The following is a 19,781-nucleotide window of genomic DNA, read 5'->3' on the forward strand; positions in this document are numbered from 1 at the left end:
CGCCTACACCCCAAAGCTTTCACCACAGCCGCATTCGTGCTGGGCTTTCGGGTTGTTAAATTTGAATATTTCATTTAATCCTTCGCGCACATAATCGACTTCCGTTCCGTCGATAAACGGCATCGCAGAAAGCGGAACCCACAGTTTCGCGCCACCCGCTTCAAAAAGGAGGTCATCAGCTTTAGGCTCTTTGACGGTATCCAGCACGTAGCCAAACCCGGCGCACCCTGTCTGTTTGATACCCAAACGGACGCCGAGAAAGCCGGGCTGCTGGCTTGCCAGTTTGCGAATATGTGCCGCAGCATCAGGGGTTAACGTCAGCCCCTTCCAGGCAAATTCGCTGGGATCGAAGCTACCGGTTTGCACGTCCATAATTCACCTCTTGATGTTTTGCCGCCCAACGGCCAATACCCCATGTTAATGATAACTATTATCAATACAACATCCTGGTAACAGGGGTATTCACGAAATGCTCGTTTTTTAGACGCCTTAACTAAGGATAGACCCTGCTGGAACTCTTGCAGAGGGTGAGCAGTGCTAATTAAGGTGATGAAATAAATAGAATTTATTCAGGAATGGAAAGCGCAGGTGATAGAAAGACAAAGATGTATAGAAAATACTAATTTATTCAATAGGTGGTTTGATGAACTGACATTCGGGCACTGGCATACTTTTCAGAGATCTTCGGTATGGAGCATATCGCGGTGGAGAACTCGTGAGTTCACACGCCATTTTTTACACTTCATCTAACAAGGCTGAAATATCTCAGAAAATACCGGCTCAGGGGTGAAATATAATTCGAATATAAAATATGCTTTTTAAAGTTACATTTCACTTCATATATATTTCACACCAGGATGGATAATTAAACCCTATGGAAATAGGAACAATCCCGAAGATAAGTCATTTTCACAATTTAAAACATATCAATGTGTTAATTAACATATATAACCATTAGTCATTTGATACAAAAAATTAATTAAGTTAGGTTAAATTCCTGTAAAGGAGAAAAAATGAAAATTAATGCAACCCAATCTATTCTGGCAGGTTTAATGTTTGCGGCTTTGTGTAGCCAGACCGTCCTTGCGGCAGAATCTGCTGAAGGGCTATACAAGAAGTGCGAAGAAAAATTGTCAACGGCTGAGCAGCGTGAATGCTATCCGATAGTGGTAAAACAATCGGAAATTGAACTAAGTGCAGCTGAAAAAAAGGTACGGGCTGAACTTGTTGAGTTAGAAAAAGAAAGTGAAGGAAGTCGCTCTTTGCATTCTGTTAAAGCCTTCGACAAAGCTGAGCTGGCATATAGAGAGTTTCGAAATGCCGAAAGCAACCGCGTTCTAACTTCCTATGGTTCTGGAAATGGCGGCGGTCTGGCAGCCTATAAATCAACTATTGATATGAATCTTATGCGGATTAAACAATTGTCTGAATAAGGCAGGAGCTAAAAAATGAACGCAGGTCTGGTAAACCTGCGTTGGATATAAATATCAGGAAGCGTTGAGCAGTGACTTATTGGCTTCAAGTGCGTCAACCGCACATTGTTGATCCAGATGGCCCCCAGGCGCACCGCCGATACCAATGGCACCGATGGTCTGGTTATCGACTTTCACCGGCACACCCCCACCCAACAGCAAGAAGCCTGGGATATCACGCATATTCTGTGCACCGGCGTTATCCTGCGCACTCTTCATGACATCGCCAGTGGCATTTTTCGTCGTCAGCGCGGTATACGCTTTCATACGGCTGGCTTCAACGGTATGCGGGCCTGCGTTATCCATACGCTTAACGGTTTTAACTACCCCAGCACGATCCACAACCGTCACCGCAACGTTATAGTTTTTGGCACTACAGGCCTGAATAGCGCTTTGGGCGAGTTTGTCGGCAAACTCGAGTGAGAGGTTCTTTTCAGTCAGAACATTGTTGGCAAAAGCAGGCATTGCGGCTGCGCTGCTGAACAGAGCAGCGGCGAACAGGATGGAGTTTTTCATGGTTTCTTCTCTCAACTCGATGTGATGAATTTACAAGAGTTAAGGTAACCAGGCGCAACCAGAGAAACCATTCGGACGAATACCTGGTATGCCAGGTAATTTTACCTGGTTCCTTTCAGCCCACCGTAGATTTTTATCAGCTTTGCCAGCGAGTTGATTTCAAGCCGCGCAAACAGGCTGGCGCGATGGGCTTCAACGGTTCGAGGAGATAACTCAAGATCTCTCGCCATCTCTTTGTTCGATTTCCCCTGCATGATTAGCGCCATCACTTCCTGTTCGCGGGCAGAAAGCAAGGCCAGTTTTGCCTGTAAATCGGCATGACTTTCACGCTGTTGCTGACTCAGTTTCTGTTGCTCGAGTGCAGCCCCCACCGTTTCAATCAGAAGGTCGGCATCAACGGGTTTGGTCAGAAACTCGAATGCTCCGTTTTTAAACGCGCGACGGCAAAGATCAATGCTGCCATGACCCGTCATCATGATAACCGGCAGCGTACTCCCCATTTGCTGCCAGTTTTCCAGGAGTGTAATACCCGACTTACCGGGCATCCGAATATCCAACAGCAAGCAGCCGTTGAGACTCGGAAGATCAGATTCAGACTCCTGAAAACTCTGCACGCTGTCATAGCTTTGCGTTTCCCAACCCATCGTCGCGAGCAGTGCAGTTAACGAAAAGCGTATCGCTTCATCGTCATCAATCAGATAGATGCGTTGCACCATCATGCCTCCGGTTGAATAAGGGGAAATATCAGGGTAAAACACGCCCCTCCGGTCGCGCTATTATCCGCCTGAATGCTGCCGTTATACCGCTGCACCAGCGTCTCGGTCAGCGCCATACCCAGGCCAAGCCCCTCTTTTTTGGTGGTGAAGAAAGGCATAAACACCTGCTGTAATGCCTGCTCACTCAGCCCTGGCCCACCGTCGGTGACGGTCAAAATGATATGGCTCTCGGTTTGGCTGGCGCTTGCGGTAACCCAGGCTTTATCCGTTTGCTGCTGAGCCTGAACGGCGTTATTGAGCAGATTATGGAATATCTGCTCGATACCCAAGGGAGATGCCATCAGCGGAGGCAAAGAGCCAGGAATATTATTGATGATGCCGACGTTGCCACGCTCGATTTCATTACCCAGCAACATGGCGACTCTTTCCCAAATCTGACGTAAATCAACTGGCTGCAATGTCTGTTCATCACTTTGCAGTTTTTCACGAAATGCCAGCAGTAAACTGCTAATCCGCTTGGTTTGCATCACGGCCGCATCCAGCAACGGTTCTGCTTTTTCCGCTTGCTGCTGTTTAATCAGACGTTGCGCAGTTTGCGAGTAACTGAGAATCGCGGTGAGCGGTTGATTCAGTTCATGTACCATACCTGCGGCAATTTCCCCCATCGTATTTAACCGCGCCAGTTCTGAAAAATGAGCACGTAAATCAGCGATTTGCCGCTGGCGTTTTGTCGCCTGATACTGATTATAAAAGTAGATTACCGCCGCCCAGAAAATCCCCAGCAGCACCAACACAAGCCAGGGCAAGCTTCGCCAGTCCGGGTTATTTGTCACCAACAGATTCAGAGGCTGAGAAGGACTTGCGACCTCTTTCTCCCAACGCCACCAATCCCCCTTCCCTTCAGCACCCTGCGTGAGAAGAGGAGTTCCCTGCCAGCTCAGGCTAAAGTGCCGAAATTTCTGTGAACGAACGAAATCGGCCAACAATGTGGGTAAATCAATCAGCAACGAACCTTGCGGGGAATTTATCCAGTAGGTTCCGGCGCGGGCGGGGTTTATATCCGGGCGCGGCGGTTTATGGGGTTTGGTTTGCCAGCGCAGAATATAGGGGAATTTTTTCTGCACCACAGCGGGGTCGCTGCTGTTAGAAAGCAGCGCCAGAATGACATCGTTTTGCGAAAGCTTGACCGTAATATCGCGGTACAAAATACGGAACTCAGCACTTTGTTCCTCGTATTGCTGATACAACGCATAGATAACCACACCGCCGCCGGATAGCGCCGTGAGGATCAGCCAAACCATCGCCTTTACCATAAATCAGAGCCAACCTTTTTTAGTGAAAGTCGCTCTGGTGGCTTCGTTCAAATCGTAGAGATGAAGATCTTCAGGTTTAACCCAGGCGATGTCCTGAAACTCTTCGTTAAACGTTATCTGCCGGTTAGCACTGACACAGTTGAATAGCAGATAGATCATGTAGATTTCTTCTTTCGTACCATCTGCATAGGTTTTTGTCCGCACATCGTCTGAGAACGTCCAGGGCGTAATATGCATAATCTTCAACTCTGCACCCAGCTCCTCGCTGATTTCACGCAGAAGCGCTTGCTCAACATTTTCACCCGGCTCCATTCCACCACCGGATAACGCCCATTGCCCCGGAAAAACCCCTCTGTCGTTTGCCATTTTACACAGCAAAATTTCGCCGTTGTTTTCAATAATTGGGCAAACGATAACTCTCTGGCGCATATGGCCTCCTGGTGTCTTTTAGTTTATGCAAACGTTAGCAGAAACAGGCTCAGGAGTCTCATCGGGAACGTACACAAGACGCTGTTAATTGATCATTTGCGAGGCGCTTTCCACAAGCCATAAAAGTCAATGTTCATCTCGTGGTTTTAAATCTAAAGTCGCGAATCCATAGCCACTAGCTCCAACACAATCCCGTACCGAGTACGAAAACAAACTTGACACTCGTACTTCGTGCGATTAAAAATACACCAGGGATAAACAACAAATGGACTATTTTGAGTTTATTGAAACCCCGACATTCGTCAGGCAACGCGAAAGTTTGTTAGATGATGATACCTTCCAGCAACTTCAGGAATATCTGCTCAAACAGCATGTCGATGGGGATACGATAAAAAATACCGGGGGCTGCAAAAAGCTCAGATGGAATCGGCCAGGGACCGGGAGACGCGGCGGCGTTCGGGTAATTTATTACGCAGTCACCCGCAAGGGAAAACTTTATCTGCTAACGGTTTATGCCAAAAATGTGAAAGACGATATGACAGAAGCTGAGAAATCCGTGTTAAAGCGATTAACCACACTTCTGGACCAGACTCTGTCTATTTTTCATGATGAAAATTTAAGGACGATATTATGGATAAGCAACTGTTCGACTCCCTTGTACAAAGCATGGAAGAGATGGTGGCGATTGAAAAAGGCGAAATGCAACCCGCTCGCGTCCACCGCCACCCTTTGCCGAATGTGAAAGCATTGCGTGAAACCACAGGTTTGAAGCAGGAGGAATTTGCTCAGGCTGTTGGCGTAAGCGCTTCACTGGTGCAAAGCTGGGAGCAAAATCGCCGCATTCCTTCAGGCTCGTCGCTAAAAATCCTGCTGATGCTGGAACACAATCCGGCGATGATTAATGTATTGCTGGCACTTTGAAAAGTTGCGGGCGGCCAGGACACGACATCCTGGCCGCCCGCAAAAGAAGACCACTCTTTGGCTCTCCCCCTTCACCGCCATTCCCGCCCACGTGATTGCAACGTCTCAGAGGGTTTTTCCAGGAACAAGCGTTGATAGTCAGTGGCAAACTGGCCGAGGTGCCAGAAGCCCCATTGCATCGCGGCATCTTTCACGGTGCTCCAGTTTGACCACGGGCTGACCAATTCCCGGCGCACAGCATTCAGACGCAGCGTCTTAAGCCAGGCATTAGGGCCAATCCCCAGCACAGCATGGAAACCATTTTGTAATGTGCGGCGGCTAACATGCAGCTCATTGCAAAGTTCAAGCACCGTTAAGGGTTCCGACGTGCGACTTAATACGCAATCACGCGCTTGGGATACCAGCCGTTGATAGCTCGTTTTTCGCGACATCAGCTCAGAAGCCACGGGCTGTGCACTTTCCAGCAGTTCACTCATTCCCGATAGCAAATTGTGTGAGAGCACCTTGCGCACGTTTTCGTTGCTCATACATTCCGGGTCATGGCTGCCATGCGCCAGTGCCTGATGTATAAATTGCCAGATAGCTTCTTTTTTCTGCGGGCAAACATCAAGGGCTGAGTTTTTTTGTAAAAGCTCAAACAAGATTTCCGGCTGATAAAACAGCCCAGCATTGCGAAACAGCACATCGTTAGCAATGACCACGCCGAGGATGGTGTACTCATCTGGCGTACTCAATTCAAACTCTGTCCCGCCAGGGCGCGCCGCAATCTCTTCTTTGCCCAACAGTTGAGTACCAATAAACCCTTTTTCACCATAGGTGGCCGGAATGCCAAACCAGAAGGCATTCGGCCACACCATGCAAGACTGTCGCAGGGCAAGATTAGTGTACTCACGGAACATCTGGATGCCATCAAGCAGAAGCTCCGTCAGCTCCCCCTGGAAGTGCCCAGGCTGAAGCTGATCATAGAGCTGCTGCCACGCAGTGATAGTGCAGGCGTGTTCATACACATCTTTTGTCTGGCGCCGATGTACACACGTCTCCTCAATCAGAGGCGCCACTTTCTCGTCCCGCGCATAGTCCGTTTTACGCAGATGATGTAAGTCAGGGTTAATTTTCTTACTCATACGCGACTCCTTGCGCCGCTACACAGCCTTCAGACGATAACGACTGCTACGCTTGCGTAATTTTCCGTCATGGAATAATGCATCAAGTTGTTTTCTGGCTTCTTCGAGTGGCCAGTTAAAATGCGCCGCAACTTCACCGGCAGTCATACCATGGCCCTGAGTTTGCAACACGTCCAGCAGCGCTTGTGTGACTTCTGGCGTGGCGACCGGCGATTGTTTTGCGGGCTTACGGCCAAAGCTGCACACCAGCCGCTCGATGTCCTCATCAGGACGGCCGAGTTCCTTACGGCTAATCACTCGGCCTGTACGACTAGCCGCACCCGCCCCCGCATCTAACGCGGCGCGACACGCAGCAAGATCCCCTTCAACAACCAGCGTCACCATGCCAGGATTGAGCACTTCATGGCTCAACAAGCGCACGTTTGCCGCTTTTAGCATTGCGTCTGCTGCGTCAATTCCCGCCACCAAACCGTACACTTCAAGTAACCCGAGAGAGTTCATTAATCACTCCCTACGCGCGTTGAATTGGGTTGCGCGCTATCTCAAGCACGGCCTCACTAAAGGCATTACAGGCGGCTTTACACGCGGCCTGACTACCGGTCATGAACGCTGCCGAGTAGTTGGTTTCTGATGGCGGCGGCACGTAGGTGACAATGCGCACGTCGGCAGATTTCAACGCAGCGTCAATGCCAAATGTCGCTTCCAGTGGCGGCGCAACCAGATAGGCCATTGGATCACCAAGCAAAATACCGGCCGTTGTTGAAAGATACGATCCTGTACGGGAAATCAGATGAGCCAAAAATGCGGTATCTTCCGAATCGTTAGCCCACTGAAACGCAGGACCTTGTTCGATAGTGGCATACATCGAGTCCAGACCCGCACGCACCTCAGCCGGATTTGGCCCACCCAGCATAATCAGCACTTCCCCGGCCGTTGGTGATGGGCCATGCGCTGCACCTGCGTACAACGAGCGGCCATACACCACTTCAACCTGCGCCTGTTTCGTGGCTTCGTCCGCGGCGATATAGGTTACATCATCGGAATCAGCAGTAATCAAACCCAGGCTACGAATATGGGAAGGTAATTTCAGTTCGCGAGCAAACCCTTCGCTGACGTTTGCGATAACCCGCATCGCTTTCACATTCGGTTTAATCAAATCTAAAGCTGGCATAGTTATGCTCCCTTAACGAGTCAGGTTGATGCCCGACGCTTTCTGCGCCAGCATACGTTTTGCAAGTTCGACAATCACAGCAGCCGCTTCGACTGGCGGTGTACCACCCCGGTGAATATTGGAAATACAGGTGCGGTCGGCTTCCACCGTGGTTGCCGTTTTTGGTGAATACACCGCGTAGCAAGAGAGGCTTTCTGATTGGCCCAGCCCTGGACGCTCGCCCACCAGCAAGATCACCACTTTCGCGCCCAGCAACTCACCGATTTGATCTTCGATCTTCACGCGCCCATAGCGGACAAAGAACGGAGTGCCAACATGCAACCCGGATTGTTCCAGTCCCTGCAACAGCGGCGGTAAGATCTCGCCATAGTTAGCGGTGATAGCGTCAGTCGAAAGGCCGTCAGAAATCACTACCTGAACGTCAGGGTTCTGTTTGCAACTGGTACGCAGCATTTCGATAGCGTTGGCACTCAAGCGACGCCCTAAATCCGGGCGGGTGAGATAGAGATTTTTGTCGCTGATTTCGGATTGCAGTTCCAACAATCCCTGCTGTTGAACCCATTCAGCGGGCACTTCTTTGAGAACGGTATCCTTCGAGCGTGAATGGTCAGCCAGGAATCGCAATAACGCCTGCGTGCGTGGACGAGGGCCTGCGCGCCCGGTACAAACGCGAGCAGCGGTGCTGTGGCGCAGTTCTTCCAGTACTTCGGCACGATGAGGGTTCTGCACACCAATCCACATTTTGGCTTCAGTCGAGCCCAAATCGACGCTACAACTTTCTTCTGTTGCTGGGACGACAGCTTGCGTCACTGGCGTTGTGGTAACGGCAGGCTGCACGGCATTTTCCGGTTTGTGCATTTGATCCAGAACACTGCGCACAATCTCTTCAATCTGTTTTTGATCCATGATGATTTCCCTGATGATTTCAGAAGAACAGCGACGGGTCGCCCGCGCGTGACGTCAAACGGCCATTAGCCATTAACCCCATTGTTTCCAGCCAAGCTTCAAACTCCGGCGATGGACGCAAATTCAGTAACTGGCGCACGGTGGCAGTATCGTGGAATGCCGTGGTCTGGTAATTGAGCATGATGTCGTCACCCAACGGCATCCCCATGATGTAGTTACATCCGGCGGTCGCCAGCAGGATCATCAGGTTTTCATTGAGGTTCTGGTCCGCATCGGCGTGGTTGGTATAGCAGCAGTCGCAGCCCATTGAGATGCCGCTAAGTTTGCCCATGAAATGATCTTCGAGCCCGGCGCGAATAATCTGGCGGTCGTTATAGAGATATTCCGGTCCGATAAACCCGACTACCGTGTTGACGATGAAAGGATCGTAATGGCGCGCCAGGCCGTAATTTCGCGCTTCCATGGTGACCTGGTCTGCGCCAAAGTTTGCGCCTGCGGAAAGAGCCGAACCCTGCCCTGTTTCGAAGTACAGGCAGTTTTCTCCGGCGATGCGGTTAAACTCCGCCCCCACGGCACGTGCTTCGTCCAGCATGGCAAGTTCCACGCCGAACTCTTTGAGCCCTTTTTCGCTGCCACAAATACTCTGGAAGATAAGCCCACCCGGAGCGCCTCGCTTAATCGCTTCAATTTGGGTAGTGACGTGCGCCAATACGCAGCCTTGCGTCGGAATCGAATACTTGTCGATAACGTTGTAGATGGTATCAAGTACGCGGGTTAGGTTACCCACATCGTCCGTCACCGGGTTAACGCCAATGACCGCATCACCCACACCAAAACACAACCCTTCGTAAATTTGCGCTTCGATACTGCGAACATCATCACGCGTGTCGTTAGGCTGCAAACGTGCGCTGAAAGTGCCAGGTAGGCCAATGGTGGTATTGGCTTTTTTAATCACCGGCATTTTCTTGCCGCCGTAGATTAAGTCTGCGTTCGAGCATATTTTAGCGACAGCCGCGACCACTTCAGAACTGATGCCTTTGCGCAGAAAAGCAATATCGTCAACGCTGGTGTCATCGCTAAGGATGTACTCACGCAGCTCGCTTATGCTCCAGTTTTTAATCCGTGTATAAGAGGTTTCGTTGATGTCGTCCTGGATAATGCGCGTCACGCAGTCATCTTCATAAGCGATAACTGGATTCATGCGAATATCCGCCACCGTCATCTCAGACAGCACCTGTTTTGCCGCCACTCGTTCCTGAGAACTCTGTGCAGCAACACCTGCCAACACATCGCCGGAACGTAATTCGTTGGCTTTCGCCAGCACTTCTTTCACATCTTTGAACTGATAAACTTGCCCAAACAGCGTGGTTTTTAGTTTCATTATGTCGATCCCTCAGGAAGGAAAGGCGAGTGATTTGATCGTTACCGGGACAACTGCTCCACTAAACAACGGCAAACCAATGTCAATATAATCGCCAGTACGGGTGACGACTTCGTCTATCACCGCAAGCTTGCGCGGCTCCACTTGTGGAAACAGCAGCATTCCCAGCGCTTTACCGAGATCCTGCTCCGCGACAACAATCAGCGGCTGCGAACCTGGAAGGCGTTGGATAAAAAGTTTCAGAGCGTTGATGACCAACTGCACGGTGGCATAGCTGGTTGGAAGTGCAGGTGGAATGGCCAGCGCGTAACAATCCTGCGCCGCATTGAGATCCATTTGTTCCAGTCCCCGTTGCCAGGTTTGTGCGAGCTCACCCTTGCCAACAGGGTGTACAACAGGAATATTGCGCAGCGGTAACGTCATCTCGTCGAGCCAGATGGTGCTACCTGAAAGCGAAAGGGTGTGCGCACCAGCACCAATCACGGTCGCGCGCACGGTTTGCTCGGGAATGTGTACGCTGAGCGAGGAAAATCCTGCATGCCGATGAATTGCTCGCGCCAGAAGCGGGCCAATATCGCCGTAACCAAACGGTGTTTCTGGTGGCTGGCGATAGCATTCCCCTACTCCACCCGACAGCGTAATCACGTCAGCAGGTTTACCTGCAGGCAACGTATCCGTCATTAACAAGCGTTGTGCCAGTGGTGAAATCTCACCGGTGACCACTTCATAAAGCAGTTGCGCCATGCGGTCGGCAACGGTATCCAGTTGCGCGGGAGTGAGCGTCTTTTTACCTTCACCAAACAGCTCATCCGCAATCCACTGACCTGGCTTATGGATAAATGTGACATTGCCGTGAGTATCGGTTTCAAACAAACGTCCACCGACATTCAGGCAAGCAGAAGCGACAACCTTGCCCCCTTCGAACAGCACGTAGTTCGCTGTACCACCGCCAATATCAATATTCATGACTCGGTTGAGCTGGCGCTGGGATAACGCCTGTGCCCCGGAGCCGTAACCGGCAATCACTGACTCAAGATGCGGCCCAGCAGTCGCGACGACAAAATCCCCAAGCTGCTGGGAAAGTGCCATCACGGCTGGACGCGCATTGCGAGTTTTGGCGGTTTCACCGGTGATAATAATTGCGCCTGAATCAATAGACTCAGGCGCGATACCCGCGTCCTGATACTGCGAGAGAATTAGGCTGAGTAGCTCTTCTTCTCTCAGATGGCCATCATTATCAACCGGGGTAAAAAACACCGGGCTTTGCCAGGTAATTTCACGTTTCACGAACTCATAGCGCGGCACCTGCGAGATTGCAGCTCGGTTAACCAGTGCAAGACAGGAGAAAATCACCTGTGTTGTGGTGGTGCCAACATCAATACCTACGCTATGAAGTTCGCGAATTTTCACGATTGCGCCTCCGCAGAATCAACCACGACATGGGTGCTTTCTTCTTTCGGCACCAGCAGCATAGCCACGCCTATCGCGGTAACGCCACCTACCAGCTTGCCGACAATCATTGGGAAGATCATCGGTGACATATTGGCCGCAGCGAAACCCAGATGGTCGCCAAGGGCGAATGCCGCCGACACGGCAAATGCGCAGTTGATGACTTTGCCGCGCGCATCCATATTCTTCATCATGCCGTACATCGGAATGTTGTTGGCGAGCGTCGCAACCATACCGCCTGCTGCAATATTGTTGATTTTCAGCAAATTGCCTACGCGCATTAACGGCTTGTCAAACCAGCGAGTCAGCAGCAGTACCATCGGATAAGCGCCAAGTAGCACACAAGAGATTGAACCGATGACTTCAATGGCGCGCATCACTTCGCCAGGCTTGTCACCCTCACTCATAAAGATAGGATCAAGCCCGGGGATCAGCGTCCAGCCTACGAGGAATTTCACCACTGCCGCTGCAAGGCCGACGGTAATTATCGCCACAAGGATTTTGGCGAAGATCTGGAAACCGTTAATCATTTTTTCCGGAATGAACTTCAGCCCCAGCGCGACTAACACCGCGACGATTAACACGGGGATCATGTTGAGCAGAATCAGGCTCATGGTGAATTCAATTGGCTGCCCATTGACTTCAACCCCGGAGTACATCGCCACCAGACCACCTGCAATGCAGCCAATCGGAATCGTGACTATTCCTGCCAACACGCCAAGCGCCAGGTAACGGCGGTCTGAAGGCTCGATAATGCCCAGCGCAACGGGAATAGAAAACACAATGGTTGGGCCCATCATGGACCCGAGAATTAGCCCTGAATAAAGCCAGGCTGCAACGTCCCCTCCCGCCAGTTCTTTGGCAAGGAAGAAACCGCCCATATCACAAGCCAGCAGCGTGCCGGCAAACATTGACGGGTTTGCGCCCAGCATTTCATAAACAGGGATAATTACCGGCCCCAGCAAGTAAGCTAACACCGGTGCCAGCGCAGTCATCCCAACCATCGCCAACCCCAGCGCGCCCATCGCCATAAAGCCTTCTTCAAACTGGCTGCCTGAACCGGAAATGCTTTTACCCAGTTTGCCCAGCCCGACAAACCCGAGGATTTTTTCTGAGCCGCCAAACTGGGTGAAAACCCGGTCAACCGCGGCAATCAGCATAAAAATCATCATGATGTACATGATAATGTCGTTAATGCCCATATCCCTTCTCCTTCATCGCCTGCGAGCAGGCCGGTGTAATGCCCGTTCAGGCGTCCTGATACAGCGTAATAATCTGGGCTTCCGTCACAGTGCGTGGATTGGTGGTAATACAGATGTCGTTTAGCGCCGCACGGGCGAAACCGACATAGTCAGACTCGCAGCCTCCGGCCGCGCGTAACCCGCTTCCTAACTCCAGTTCATTAATGAGGTGTTCAACAAAAGCGATGGTTTCACTGGCCGCGCACGATTTCCCTGTCAGGGCGTGGCCAATTTCGCTATAGGTGGTTTTGCACACCAACTGGTTAAATTTCATGACCGCCGGCAGCATGATGGCGTTAGCTTTGCCATGCGGAATGCCGTAAGCGGCACCTATCTGGTGTGCGCTGGCATGGCATAACCCAAGGCCTGCGTTAGAAAACGCCATTCCGGCCATATACGACGCGAGCATCATCGCTTCACGTGCGGCCAAATCATGCCCTTGCCCTACAGCCTGCGGTAATGCCTGCGCAATACTGTTGATGGCTCGGTACGCAAGCCCGCGAGTCAGCGGCGTGCCATTGCTTGCCACATACGCTTCAATGGCATGAGTTAAGGCATCAATTCCTGTTGCGGCGGTAATATGCGATGGAACACCCAGCGTCAGACACGCATCAATAATCGCGACATCCGGGATCAACATGGAATGGACAAGAACCTGTTTACGGTGAGTCTGCGCGGCGATAATCACTGACACATTGGTGGCTTCCGAGCCGGTGCCCGCTGTGGTTGGGATCGCGACGAACGGCAACCGGCGATTCAGACGTTTCCCTGCAACCAGGCTCTCAAGCGCGAGGCCGGGATTCGTGGCAATCACAGCGACCACTTTTGCTGCGTCCAGTACAGATCCACCGCCCAAAGCAATGACACCATCGCACTGACAACGATCGATTTGTTCAACTGCCGCACCGATATCGCGGTCGACAGGTTCGCCAGGCGAACATGGCCAGATTTCATACGTGATGCCGCTGTGCTTCAGGTTGCGCTCCAGAACATCGGTCATTCCGGCTTGATGCAGCATGTTATCGACCATGACGAATGGGCGATAAATCCCGCGTTCAAGCAATGCCTCGCCACAACGCGCGACTGCACCTGGCCCCATAAACGTGGCGGGTGGTATGGAAAATTCACGCACGTTGCGAGCATTCATCATGTCCAGCGCCTGATAAAGCGCGGATTGCATCTCTTCACTGTGCATGAGCACCCTCCACTTGAGTCATACCGCAAACGGCGATCGCCAGCGGGGTCATGAAAATGGAGTGCGGAGGTAACTGAACCGTTAATTCAGGGAAACACTGCCGGAACAGCCCTTCCACCCCCGGCTGCATACAGGAACCGCCCGCCAGCCAGAGTTGTTCGACGTCGTAACCCTCGATATGACGAGCGACAATGTCCGCCATTTTTTCGTAGACCGGGCGCACCACAGGCCAGAGGCTGGCATCGCTACCGCGCTTCATTTGTTCAGCCTCTTCCAGTGGGATGCGTTGGTTACCCGCAAGCGTCAGGGAAATATGATGTCCGCCCGTGGCTTCGTCGCCGGAGTAAATCACTTGCCCTTGTGAAACGACGGCAATGCCAGTGGTGCCACCGCCAATATCCACTACCGCCGCTTTATCAAGCTGGAGCATATCGGCAACGGCTGTCGGCTCATCGAGCACACGGCTCACTTCCAGCCCCGCAGACTCCAGCACATTGACCGAAATACGAGGATCGGTGCCCGGTGGAAATGAGGTGGCGGCGTGGCTAAAACGAAAGCCAAGCTGCTGTTCCAGCGTGTCGAGATGACGACGTACAATCTGCACCGCGCCGAAAAAATCCCAGACCACGCCATCACGAACCACATCGGCCCAATCGAGGCAAACTGCAACGGGCTGACAATTGCCGTCGACAACCAGCGATACGACATCACAGGTGCCGAGATCGATTCCGAGCCACAGCGGTTGCTGATCGACACTCGGATGCTGGTTGCACAGCAAAGACGCATTTCGTAAGCGCTCATTGAGCCAGGTTTGTTCGCTGCGTGCCATTGCCCCTCTCCTTAAACGATGCGGAATCCATCTACCAGTACACAACGACGCAGGCGTACAAAGGTTCTGGCCGATGTCACACCTTCGCCAGTTGGCGTAGTGATGGTCATGGAGGTCCAGCCTTCGCCACCCAGCCCCAGCCCGGCAATACACGAGCCATTTTTAACGAAAATACTGGTGTCGATGGCATTCGCCATGGCGTTCATGTTGTCGATATTGCGCGAGTGCATGGCGGCGGTATGGTGGCAGCCTCCTTCCAGCTTCACCGCAAGTGCAATGGCCTCGGTGACATTGGCCACCCGGATCATTGGAAGCACAGGCATCATCATTTCTGTGACGGCAAAAGGATGGCGCGCCGTGGTTTGCACCAGCAGCAAGCGTGTTTCAGGGGCCACGTTAAGACTGATAGCGGCGGCAATTTTGGACGCATCACGCCCAACCCAGTCGCGAACCACTTGGCCTTTTCCTTGTTCATCCACGTTTTTCAGCACAATCGGCAGCAGTTTTTCGGCTTGCGCATCGCTGAGCAAAACGGCGTGATTACGCTGCATTTCTTCCAACAACGCGTCCGCGACGTTTTCCACCACAATCAGCACTTTTTCGTCAGCGCAGATGATGTTGTTATCAAACGACGCACCCTGCACGATAGCTTTAGCCGCACGAGGAATATCGGCGGTTTCATCCACCACAACCGGCGGATTCCCTGCGCCTGCGGCGATCAAACGTTTGTTCGTGTGTTTACGCGCCGCGTCTACCACCGCTTCGCCACCTGTTACCACCAATAAACCGATGCCGGGGTATTTGAATAATCGTTGTGCGGTTTCGATATCAGGATTGAGAACCGTCACCAGTAAATTCGCCGGTCCACCCGCCGCAACAATCGCTTCGTTAAGCCAGGTGATTGTTTGCTGCGAAACATTTTTTGCCGCTGGATGCGGTGCAAAGACCACGCTATTCCCGGCGGAGATCATGCTGATGGCGTTATTAATGACGGTTGCCGCTGGGTTGGTAGACGGTGTTACCGAAGCCACCACGCCCCATGGCGCATTCTCGATGAGCGTCAGACCGTTATCACCGGTTAACACTTGCGGTGTCAGGCATTCAACGCCCGGAGTACCACGAGCCTGAGCAATATTTTTGGCACATTTATCTGCAACGCGGCCCATCCCGGTTTCCGCTACCGCCATTTCCGCAAGCGGTTGTGCATATTGCTCGCCCGCCAGACGGATGGCCGCCACGGCTTTCTGGCGCATCGCCACGCTGGTTAAGGATTTTTGTGCCACGCAAGCCGCTTCAACGGCATCATCCAGTGAGGCAAAAACGCCTGCGCCGCACGGTTTTGTGACGGGTTGTGGTGTTGTGTTTGCCGCCATTCCTGCCAGCACAGCTTTCACCACCTGTTCAATTTGTTGCCTGTCCATGCCGCTCAACCCTCACTATTTATGGAAGATAATTTCTCTATCCATGACCACTTCATCAACGATGCCTATCACGCACATGTCGACCGGAGAGGCTTCACTATGATGTGCTCGGCGAGCGGAACTCCCGCCCACCAGCAACACCCATTCGCCGTTTCCGGCACCAATGCTGTCAGTGGCTATTGCACACTCACCACTCGGTTCGCCCTGGCGGTTAATCATCTCCACCATCAGCAATTTGTCGTGTTCAAGCCCGCTGTGACGGACTGTGCAAACGATTTGACCAATGACCATTGCCAGCTTCATGCTCGCCTCCGGACAAAATTCAGATAAAGCAATCCTGTGCCGCCCTGAGGCTGCCAGATAATCAGGTAAAAGAAGGGTGACGTCGGGGGATGACGTCACCGGCTATCAATCGATAGTTTTGTCGCTACCCAGGCCAATCGGGAAAACTTCTTCCAAATCGCCATGTGGACGTGGGATGACATGAACGGAAACCAACTCGCCAATACGCTGAGCCGCGGCAGCTCCGGCATCGGTTGCCGCTTTACAGGCTGCTACATCGCCACGCACCATTGCCGTTACCAGCCCACCGCCGATCTGTTTTACGCCTACCAGTTTGACGCGTGCGGCTTTGACCATCGCATCCGATGCTTCAATCACTGCGACCAAACCTCTTGTTTCGATAAGTCCTAGTGCTTCCATGATTTATTTCCTCTCACTCGGTTAAAAGGCTTTCAGTTTCATTCCGACGAACGGCGCTATGCTTATCCGTCATACCTGATGCAATGAGCACCAGTTCAATAATTTCACGTGTGCTGCATCCTCGGGAAAGGTCATGCAGCGGGGCATCCAACCCCTGAATCATCGGGCCAATTGCACGGAATCCACCCAGCCGTTGCGCAATTTTGTAGCCAATATTGCCCGCCTCAAGCGATGGGAAAACCAGCACATTCGCCTGCCCTCCCAGCACACTTTCAGGCGCTTTTTGCGCAGCCACCTGGGGAACAAAGGCTGCGTCAAATTGCAACTCACCATCCACACACAGTTCAGGGGCGCGCTCGCGTACTATCTCCGTTGCCTGTTGAACGGTGGCAACGCAAGGGTGGCGGGCGCTGCCGTTGGTAGAAAATGACAGCATGGCGACACGTGCTGGCTGCCCGGTGATGGCCTGCCAGCTTTGTGCGCTGCTGATAGCGATATCAGCAAGCTGAGCGGCTGTCGGTTGCGGTACGACACTGCAATCGGCGAATCCAAGGATCCTTTCTCCCTCTGGCGGCAACATCAAAAACAGGGAAGAGAGCGTTTTAACACCCGGTTGCAAGCCGATAACTTTCAGACCGGCACGCAAAACGGCAGCCGTAGATGAAATATTCCCGGCAATACACACATCGGCTCTTCCTGCTTTAACCATTGCAGCCGCAAACCAGAGCGGGTCACGTAATCGTTCTTGGGCATCATCCGGCGTTTTATCACCGAGACGCTGCGTCAGTTGCTGATGAAATTCAGCCAACCAGTCCTGTGACGTTGCTGGGTCGATAATCTGTAATCCGTCGAGTGGTAGCCCGGCTGCCAACGCGAAATGACGCAAAGCAAACGGATTGGCCAGGATAATGGGTTGCGCCAGTCCGTGATGCTGGAGGTAATGCGCGGCTTCGATAACACGCGCATCCTTCGCATCCGGGAAGACGACACGCTTAGGCTGGTTTTGGGCCTGGCGACGGCAACGGTCAAGCAACATGTGAGCCTCCAGACAGCCGCCGCAGTAGCGTTGCTGCATCTGGCCACTCTTTTTTCAGGCACAGGATCATCAATACATAAACCGCGCTTGAGAGGCGATTAAGTGCCAGCAATAAATCCGCTTTTTGTACGTGGTAATCCGCACCAATAAAGACTGTTGCCGCGCAGATTTCGGTTTCGCGAATCTTTGTTCGAAGCAAATTGAGCAGCGCGACTTCGCGCCCATGCGCCGCATCGGGAACCAGATGATCGTGCCCAAGATATTTCAACGGCTGATGGGATAAACGGTGCAAATCGTCAGCAGATAACCCCACTAATTGCTGTTCAGGCAATGTCTGCTCTAACGCGTCTGCGCGCATAATATTGCCCAGTAAAGAGCGAATATCGGCAAGCCAAAGTGCAGCCGTGTTATCGAATTCAGTTTGCAGCCATACCGCCATAGCAATGGCGCTATCCAGACTTGCGCGAAATGCCAGACGGGGATCGTTTTTCGCCACAAATACATGCGCATTAAGGTGGGTTAGCGTGTCTGGTTTTTCTTTCACTTGCTGCTGGCATAACTCGCAATGCGCGACCTGTGCCACGGATTCACTCGTCAGGCCGTGTACCGGTTGTAATTTCTCTTCCGTTTCAACAAACAAGCGCCCGTCATCATCCTGGAATTTCACCAGCAAACGGCGTGCGTCAATGAGTTCACGGGCCGACGGTGTCATACGGCTGTCAGCGGGAAGGCGGATTTCGCTCCCTTCGCTGAGGGTGTGATTTGCCCGTAGCCAGTCTTCAGTAATGAAGGTGCTCATAAGCGCCTCGCCTTAGCATTCCTGCCAATTGGCAGGCCAGGCAACATAGAGAAAACGAACGTGGCTGGGAGTGCCAAATTCGATGCTGGAACCTTTAGGGATAAACATCACATCCCCTGCTTTACCGATAAGCGTTTCGCCTTCATGGCGTATGTGTAATTCCCCTTCCAACACCATGTCGATTTCATCGTAATTCAGCGTCCAGGGGAAAAAGCCGTTTTCCCACTGCATGAAACCTGCCGCCATGCTGCTGCCATCCGCGCCCGTGACCAAATCGGTTAGCCCAACACACGGCTCTTGCGCACCATCAAAACGGCCAAATTTTACCGAACTGCCATCAATAACTTTGATACCGCCTTTGCCCGTTACCGCACGAAAACTCGGTTGCATCCCGCTGCCCGTCCGCGTTTTCTGTTCTTGCTCAACCTTATCAATGAGCTGCGCCACCAGGCTTTCGGTGAACATTCCCTCCGGCAGTTGGGAGATGATCTCTTCGCGAATACGCTGACGTTCGGAACGAGGCGGAGTACTTTCTGTTGCGACAGGACCGACACCGTCTTCCACTAACGCGATATCCAGTTGCTCTGCAACTACGCGCGCTTCCGGCGTGACGATGGATTCTTTCAGGACAAAAGTAATGGTTTTAAGACCACGGGAATGGGCTTCACGAACATCATTAGCCGTAATGAGCTTTTTCATTGAACAGGTTCCTCCTGACCACATATCTCGGCCAGATAATCCTCAAGTTGCCTGACGCTCGCAGCATCCAGGCTGTTCAGTGCAAATATTGGTGGCGTAAATCCTGAGTCTTTGAGCATCGCCTGTGTCTGTGCAATATTTGCATCGGGCAAATCAATTTTGCTTATTACCGCAATACGTCGCAGATAAGGATAAATATCTAACAACCCAGCGGGGATACGGCATTGCGGATCGTTTGCCGCGTGGACATATATCAATATGTCCGCATCGATCAGGGTATTAATTAATGCAGAATACAACCGCGGATGGCTGATAAATTCCCCCGGCGTGTCGACATTCCCCACATCATTAAATTCAACCGCCTGCGTTTTTCTTGCCTGGGAATAATTTCCCTGTAACGCGTTAAACAATGTTGTTTTCCCCGCCCCCACGGTACCGACAAACACGATGCGTTTCATGCG

24 protein-coding genes are annotated in these 19,781 nt (G+C 52.0%); 3 read left to right on the forward strand and 21 right to left on the reverse strand.

Going from position 1 to position 19,781, the window contains the following annotated elements; genetic code table 11:
• Positions 1-3 precede the first annotated feature (3 nt).
• The gene (gene sufA / locus OH773_RS12410; RefSeq protein WP_270139085.1) at positions 4-372 is read right to left on the reverse strand and encodes a Fe-S cluster assembly scaffold SufA; all 369 of its coding nucleotides are present in this window, start codon (positions 370-372) and stop codon (positions 4-6) included.
• A gap of 641 nt (positions 373-1,013) precedes the next feature.
• Here sufA and OH773_RS12415 point away from each other — a divergent pair.
• Positions 1,014-1,433 carry a lysozyme inhibitor LprI family protein gene (locus tag OH773_RS12415; protein ID WP_270139087.1) on the forward strand — a complete coding sequence of 140 codons (420 nt, stop codon included), beginning with the start codon at positions 1,014-1,016 and terminating at the stop codon, positions 1,431-1,433.
• Positions 1,434-1,487: 54 nt separating this feature from the next.
• Here the strand turns inward: OH773_RS12415 and OH773_RS12420 are convergent, their stop codons facing one another.
• The 4 genes from OH773_RS12420 to nudI all read right to left on the reverse strand — a co-directional run bounded on the left by OH773_RS12420 (position 1,488) and on the right by nudI (position 4,446).
• On the reverse strand, positions 1,488-1,988 hold the full coding sequence (locus tag OH773_RS12420; RefSeq protein WP_270139089.1) for a GlcG/HbpS family heme-binding protein: 501 nt from the start codon (positions 1,986-1,988) through the stop codon (positions 1,488-1,490).
• Positions 1,989-2,089: 101 nt separating this feature from the next.
• Positions 2,090-2,704: a response regulator transcription factor gene (locus tag OH773_RS12425; RefSeq protein ID WP_270145845.1), complete on the reverse strand. Its 615-nt coding sequence runs from the start codon at positions 2,702-2,704 to the stop codon at positions 2,090-2,092.
• Positions 2,704-4,017 (reverse strand): sensor histidine kinase, encoded by a 1,314-nt coding sequence (locus OH773_RS12430; RefSeq protein WP_270139091.1) that lies wholly within the window; start codon positions 4,015-4,017, stop codon positions 2,704-2,706. The genes OH773_RS12425 and OH773_RS12430 overlap by 1 nt, the downstream gene beginning before the upstream one ends.
• A gap of 3 nt (positions 4,018-4,020) precedes the next feature.
• Entirely contained in the window at positions 4,021-4,446 is a 426-nt protein-coding gene (gene nudI / locus OH773_RS12435; RefSeq protein ID WP_270139093.1) for a nucleoside triphosphatase NudI, read from the reverse strand.
• A 265-nt stretch (positions 4,447-4,711) separates the two neighbouring features.
• Between nudI and OH773_RS12440 the strand changes: the two genes are divergently transcribed.
• Entirely contained in the window at positions 4,712-5,188 is a 477-nt protein-coding gene (locus tag OH773_RS12440) for a type II toxin-antitoxin system RelE/ParE family toxin (RefSeq protein WP_333482166.1), read from the forward strand.
• Positions 5,077-5,367: a NadS family protein gene (nadS, locus tag OH773_RS12445; RefSeq protein WP_270139095.1), complete on the forward strand. Its 291-nt coding sequence runs from the start codon at positions 5,077-5,079 to the stop codon at positions 5,365-5,367. Before OH773_RS12440 ends, nadS begins: the two co-directional genes overlap by 112 nt.
• A 71-nt stretch (positions 5,368-5,438) precedes the next feature.
• Here nadS and eutR read toward each other — a convergent pair whose 3' ends face one another.
• From eutR to eutP, 16 genes are all read right to left on the reverse strand, one after another.
• Positions 5,439-6,491 (reverse strand): HTH-type transcriptional regulator EutR, encoded by a 1,053-nt coding sequence (gene eutR / locus OH773_RS12450; protein ID WP_270139097.1) that lies wholly within the window; start codon positions 6,489-6,491, stop codon positions 5,439-5,441.
• An 18-nt stretch (positions 6,492-6,509) separates the two neighbouring features.
• Complete coding sequence (gene eutK, locus OH773_RS12455; RefSeq protein WP_270139099.1) at positions 6,510-6,992, reverse strand: ethanolamine utilization microcompartment protein EutK; 483 nt, start codon at positions 6,990-6,992, stop codon at positions 6,510-6,512.
• A 10-nt stretch (positions 6,993-7,002) separates the two neighbouring features.
• Entirely contained in the window at positions 7,003-7,662 is a 660-nt protein-coding gene (gene eutL / locus OH773_RS12460; protein ID WP_270139101.1) for an ethanolamine utilization microcompartment protein EutL, read from the reverse strand.
• 12 nt (positions 7,663-7,674) lie between these two features.
• On the reverse strand, positions 7,675-8,568 hold the full coding sequence (gene eutC, locus OH773_RS12465) for an ethanolamine ammonia-lyase subunit EutC (protein WP_270139103.1): 894 nt from the start codon (positions 8,566-8,568) through the stop codon (positions 7,675-7,677).
• Positions 8,569-8,587: 19 nt separating this feature from the next.
• A complete protein-coding gene (locus OH773_RS12470; protein WP_183271715.1) occupies positions 8,588-9,949 on the reverse strand; it encodes an ethanolamine ammonia-lyase subunit EutB in 1,362 nt (453 codons plus the stop codon).
• 12 nt (positions 9,950-9,961) lie between these two features.
• Positions 9,962-11,359 (reverse strand): ethanolamine ammonia-lyase reactivating factor EutA, encoded by a 1,398-nt coding sequence (gene eutA / locus OH773_RS12475; protein WP_270139106.1) that lies wholly within the window; start codon positions 11,357-11,359, stop codon positions 9,962-9,964.
• Positions 11,356-12,600, reverse strand: coding sequence for an ethanolamine utilization protein EutH (gene eutH, locus OH773_RS12480; protein ID WP_270139108.1), 1,245 nt, complete (start codon positions 12,598-12,600; stop codon positions 11,356-11,358). The genes eutA and eutH overlap by 4 nt, the downstream gene beginning before the upstream one ends.
• A 46-nt stretch (positions 12,601-12,646) precedes the next feature.
• Complete coding sequence (locus OH773_RS12485; RefSeq protein ID WP_270139110.1) at positions 12,647-13,834, reverse strand: iron-containing alcohol dehydrogenase; 1,188 nt, start codon at positions 13,832-13,834, stop codon at positions 12,647-12,649.
• The gene (eutJ, locus tag OH773_RS12490) at positions 13,824-14,663 is read right to left on the reverse strand and encodes an ethanolamine utilization protein EutJ (protein WP_270139112.1); all 840 of its coding nucleotides are present in this window, start codon (positions 14,661-14,663) and stop codon (positions 13,824-13,826) included. Before eutJ ends, OH773_RS12485 begins: the two co-directional genes overlap by 11 nt.
• A gap of 11 nt (positions 14,664-14,674) precedes the next feature.
• The gene (locus OH773_RS12495; RefSeq protein ID WP_270139115.1) at positions 14,675-16,084 is read right to left on the reverse strand and encodes an aldehyde dehydrogenase family protein; all 1,410 of its coding nucleotides are present in this window, start codon (positions 16,082-16,084) and stop codon (positions 14,675-14,677) included.
• Between the two features lie 15 nt (positions 16,085-16,099).
• Complete coding sequence (gene eutN / locus OH773_RS12500) at positions 16,100-16,387, reverse strand: ethanolamine utilization microcompartment protein EutN (RefSeq protein ID WP_134183085.1); 288 nt, start codon at positions 16,385-16,387, stop codon at positions 16,100-16,102.
• Between the two features lie 105 nt (positions 16,388-16,492).
• Positions 16,493-16,786: an ethanolamine utilization microcompartment protein EutM gene (gene eutM / locus OH773_RS12505; RefSeq protein WP_034455942.1), complete on the reverse strand. Its 294-nt coding sequence runs from the start codon at positions 16,784-16,786 to the stop codon at positions 16,493-16,495.
• A gap of 13 nt (positions 16,787-16,799) precedes the next feature.
• Complete coding sequence (gene pta / locus OH773_RS12510) at positions 16,800-17,822, reverse strand: phosphate acetyltransferase (protein ID WP_270139119.1); 1,023 nt, start codon at positions 17,820-17,822, stop codon at positions 16,800-16,802.
• Positions 17,812-18,621 (reverse strand): ethanolamine utilization cob(I)yrinic acid a,c-diamide adenosyltransferase EutT, encoded by an 810-nt coding sequence (gene eutT / locus OH773_RS12515; RefSeq protein WP_270139122.1) that lies wholly within the window; start codon positions 18,619-18,621, stop codon positions 17,812-17,814. The genes pta and eutT overlap by 11 nt, the downstream gene beginning before the upstream one ends.
• A 12-nt stretch (positions 18,622-18,633) precedes the next feature.
• Positions 18,634-19,320, reverse strand: coding sequence for an ethanolamine utilization acetate kinase EutQ (eutQ, locus tag OH773_RS12520; protein WP_270139124.1), 687 nt, complete (start codon positions 19,318-19,320; stop codon positions 18,634-18,636).
• Positions 19,317-19,778 (reverse strand): EutP/PduV family microcompartment system protein, encoded by a 462-nt coding sequence (eutP, locus tag OH773_RS12525; RefSeq protein WP_270139126.1) that lies wholly within the window; start codon positions 19,776-19,778, stop codon positions 19,317-19,319. Before eutP ends, eutQ begins: the two co-directional genes overlap by 4 nt.
• Positions 19,779-19,781 lie beyond the last annotated feature (3 nt).

Source organism: Buttiauxella sp. WJP83 (assembly GCF_027594725.1).
Lineage (GTDB): Bacteria > Pseudomonadota > Gammaproteobacteria > Enterobacterales > Enterobacteriaceae > Buttiauxella > Buttiauxella selenatireducens.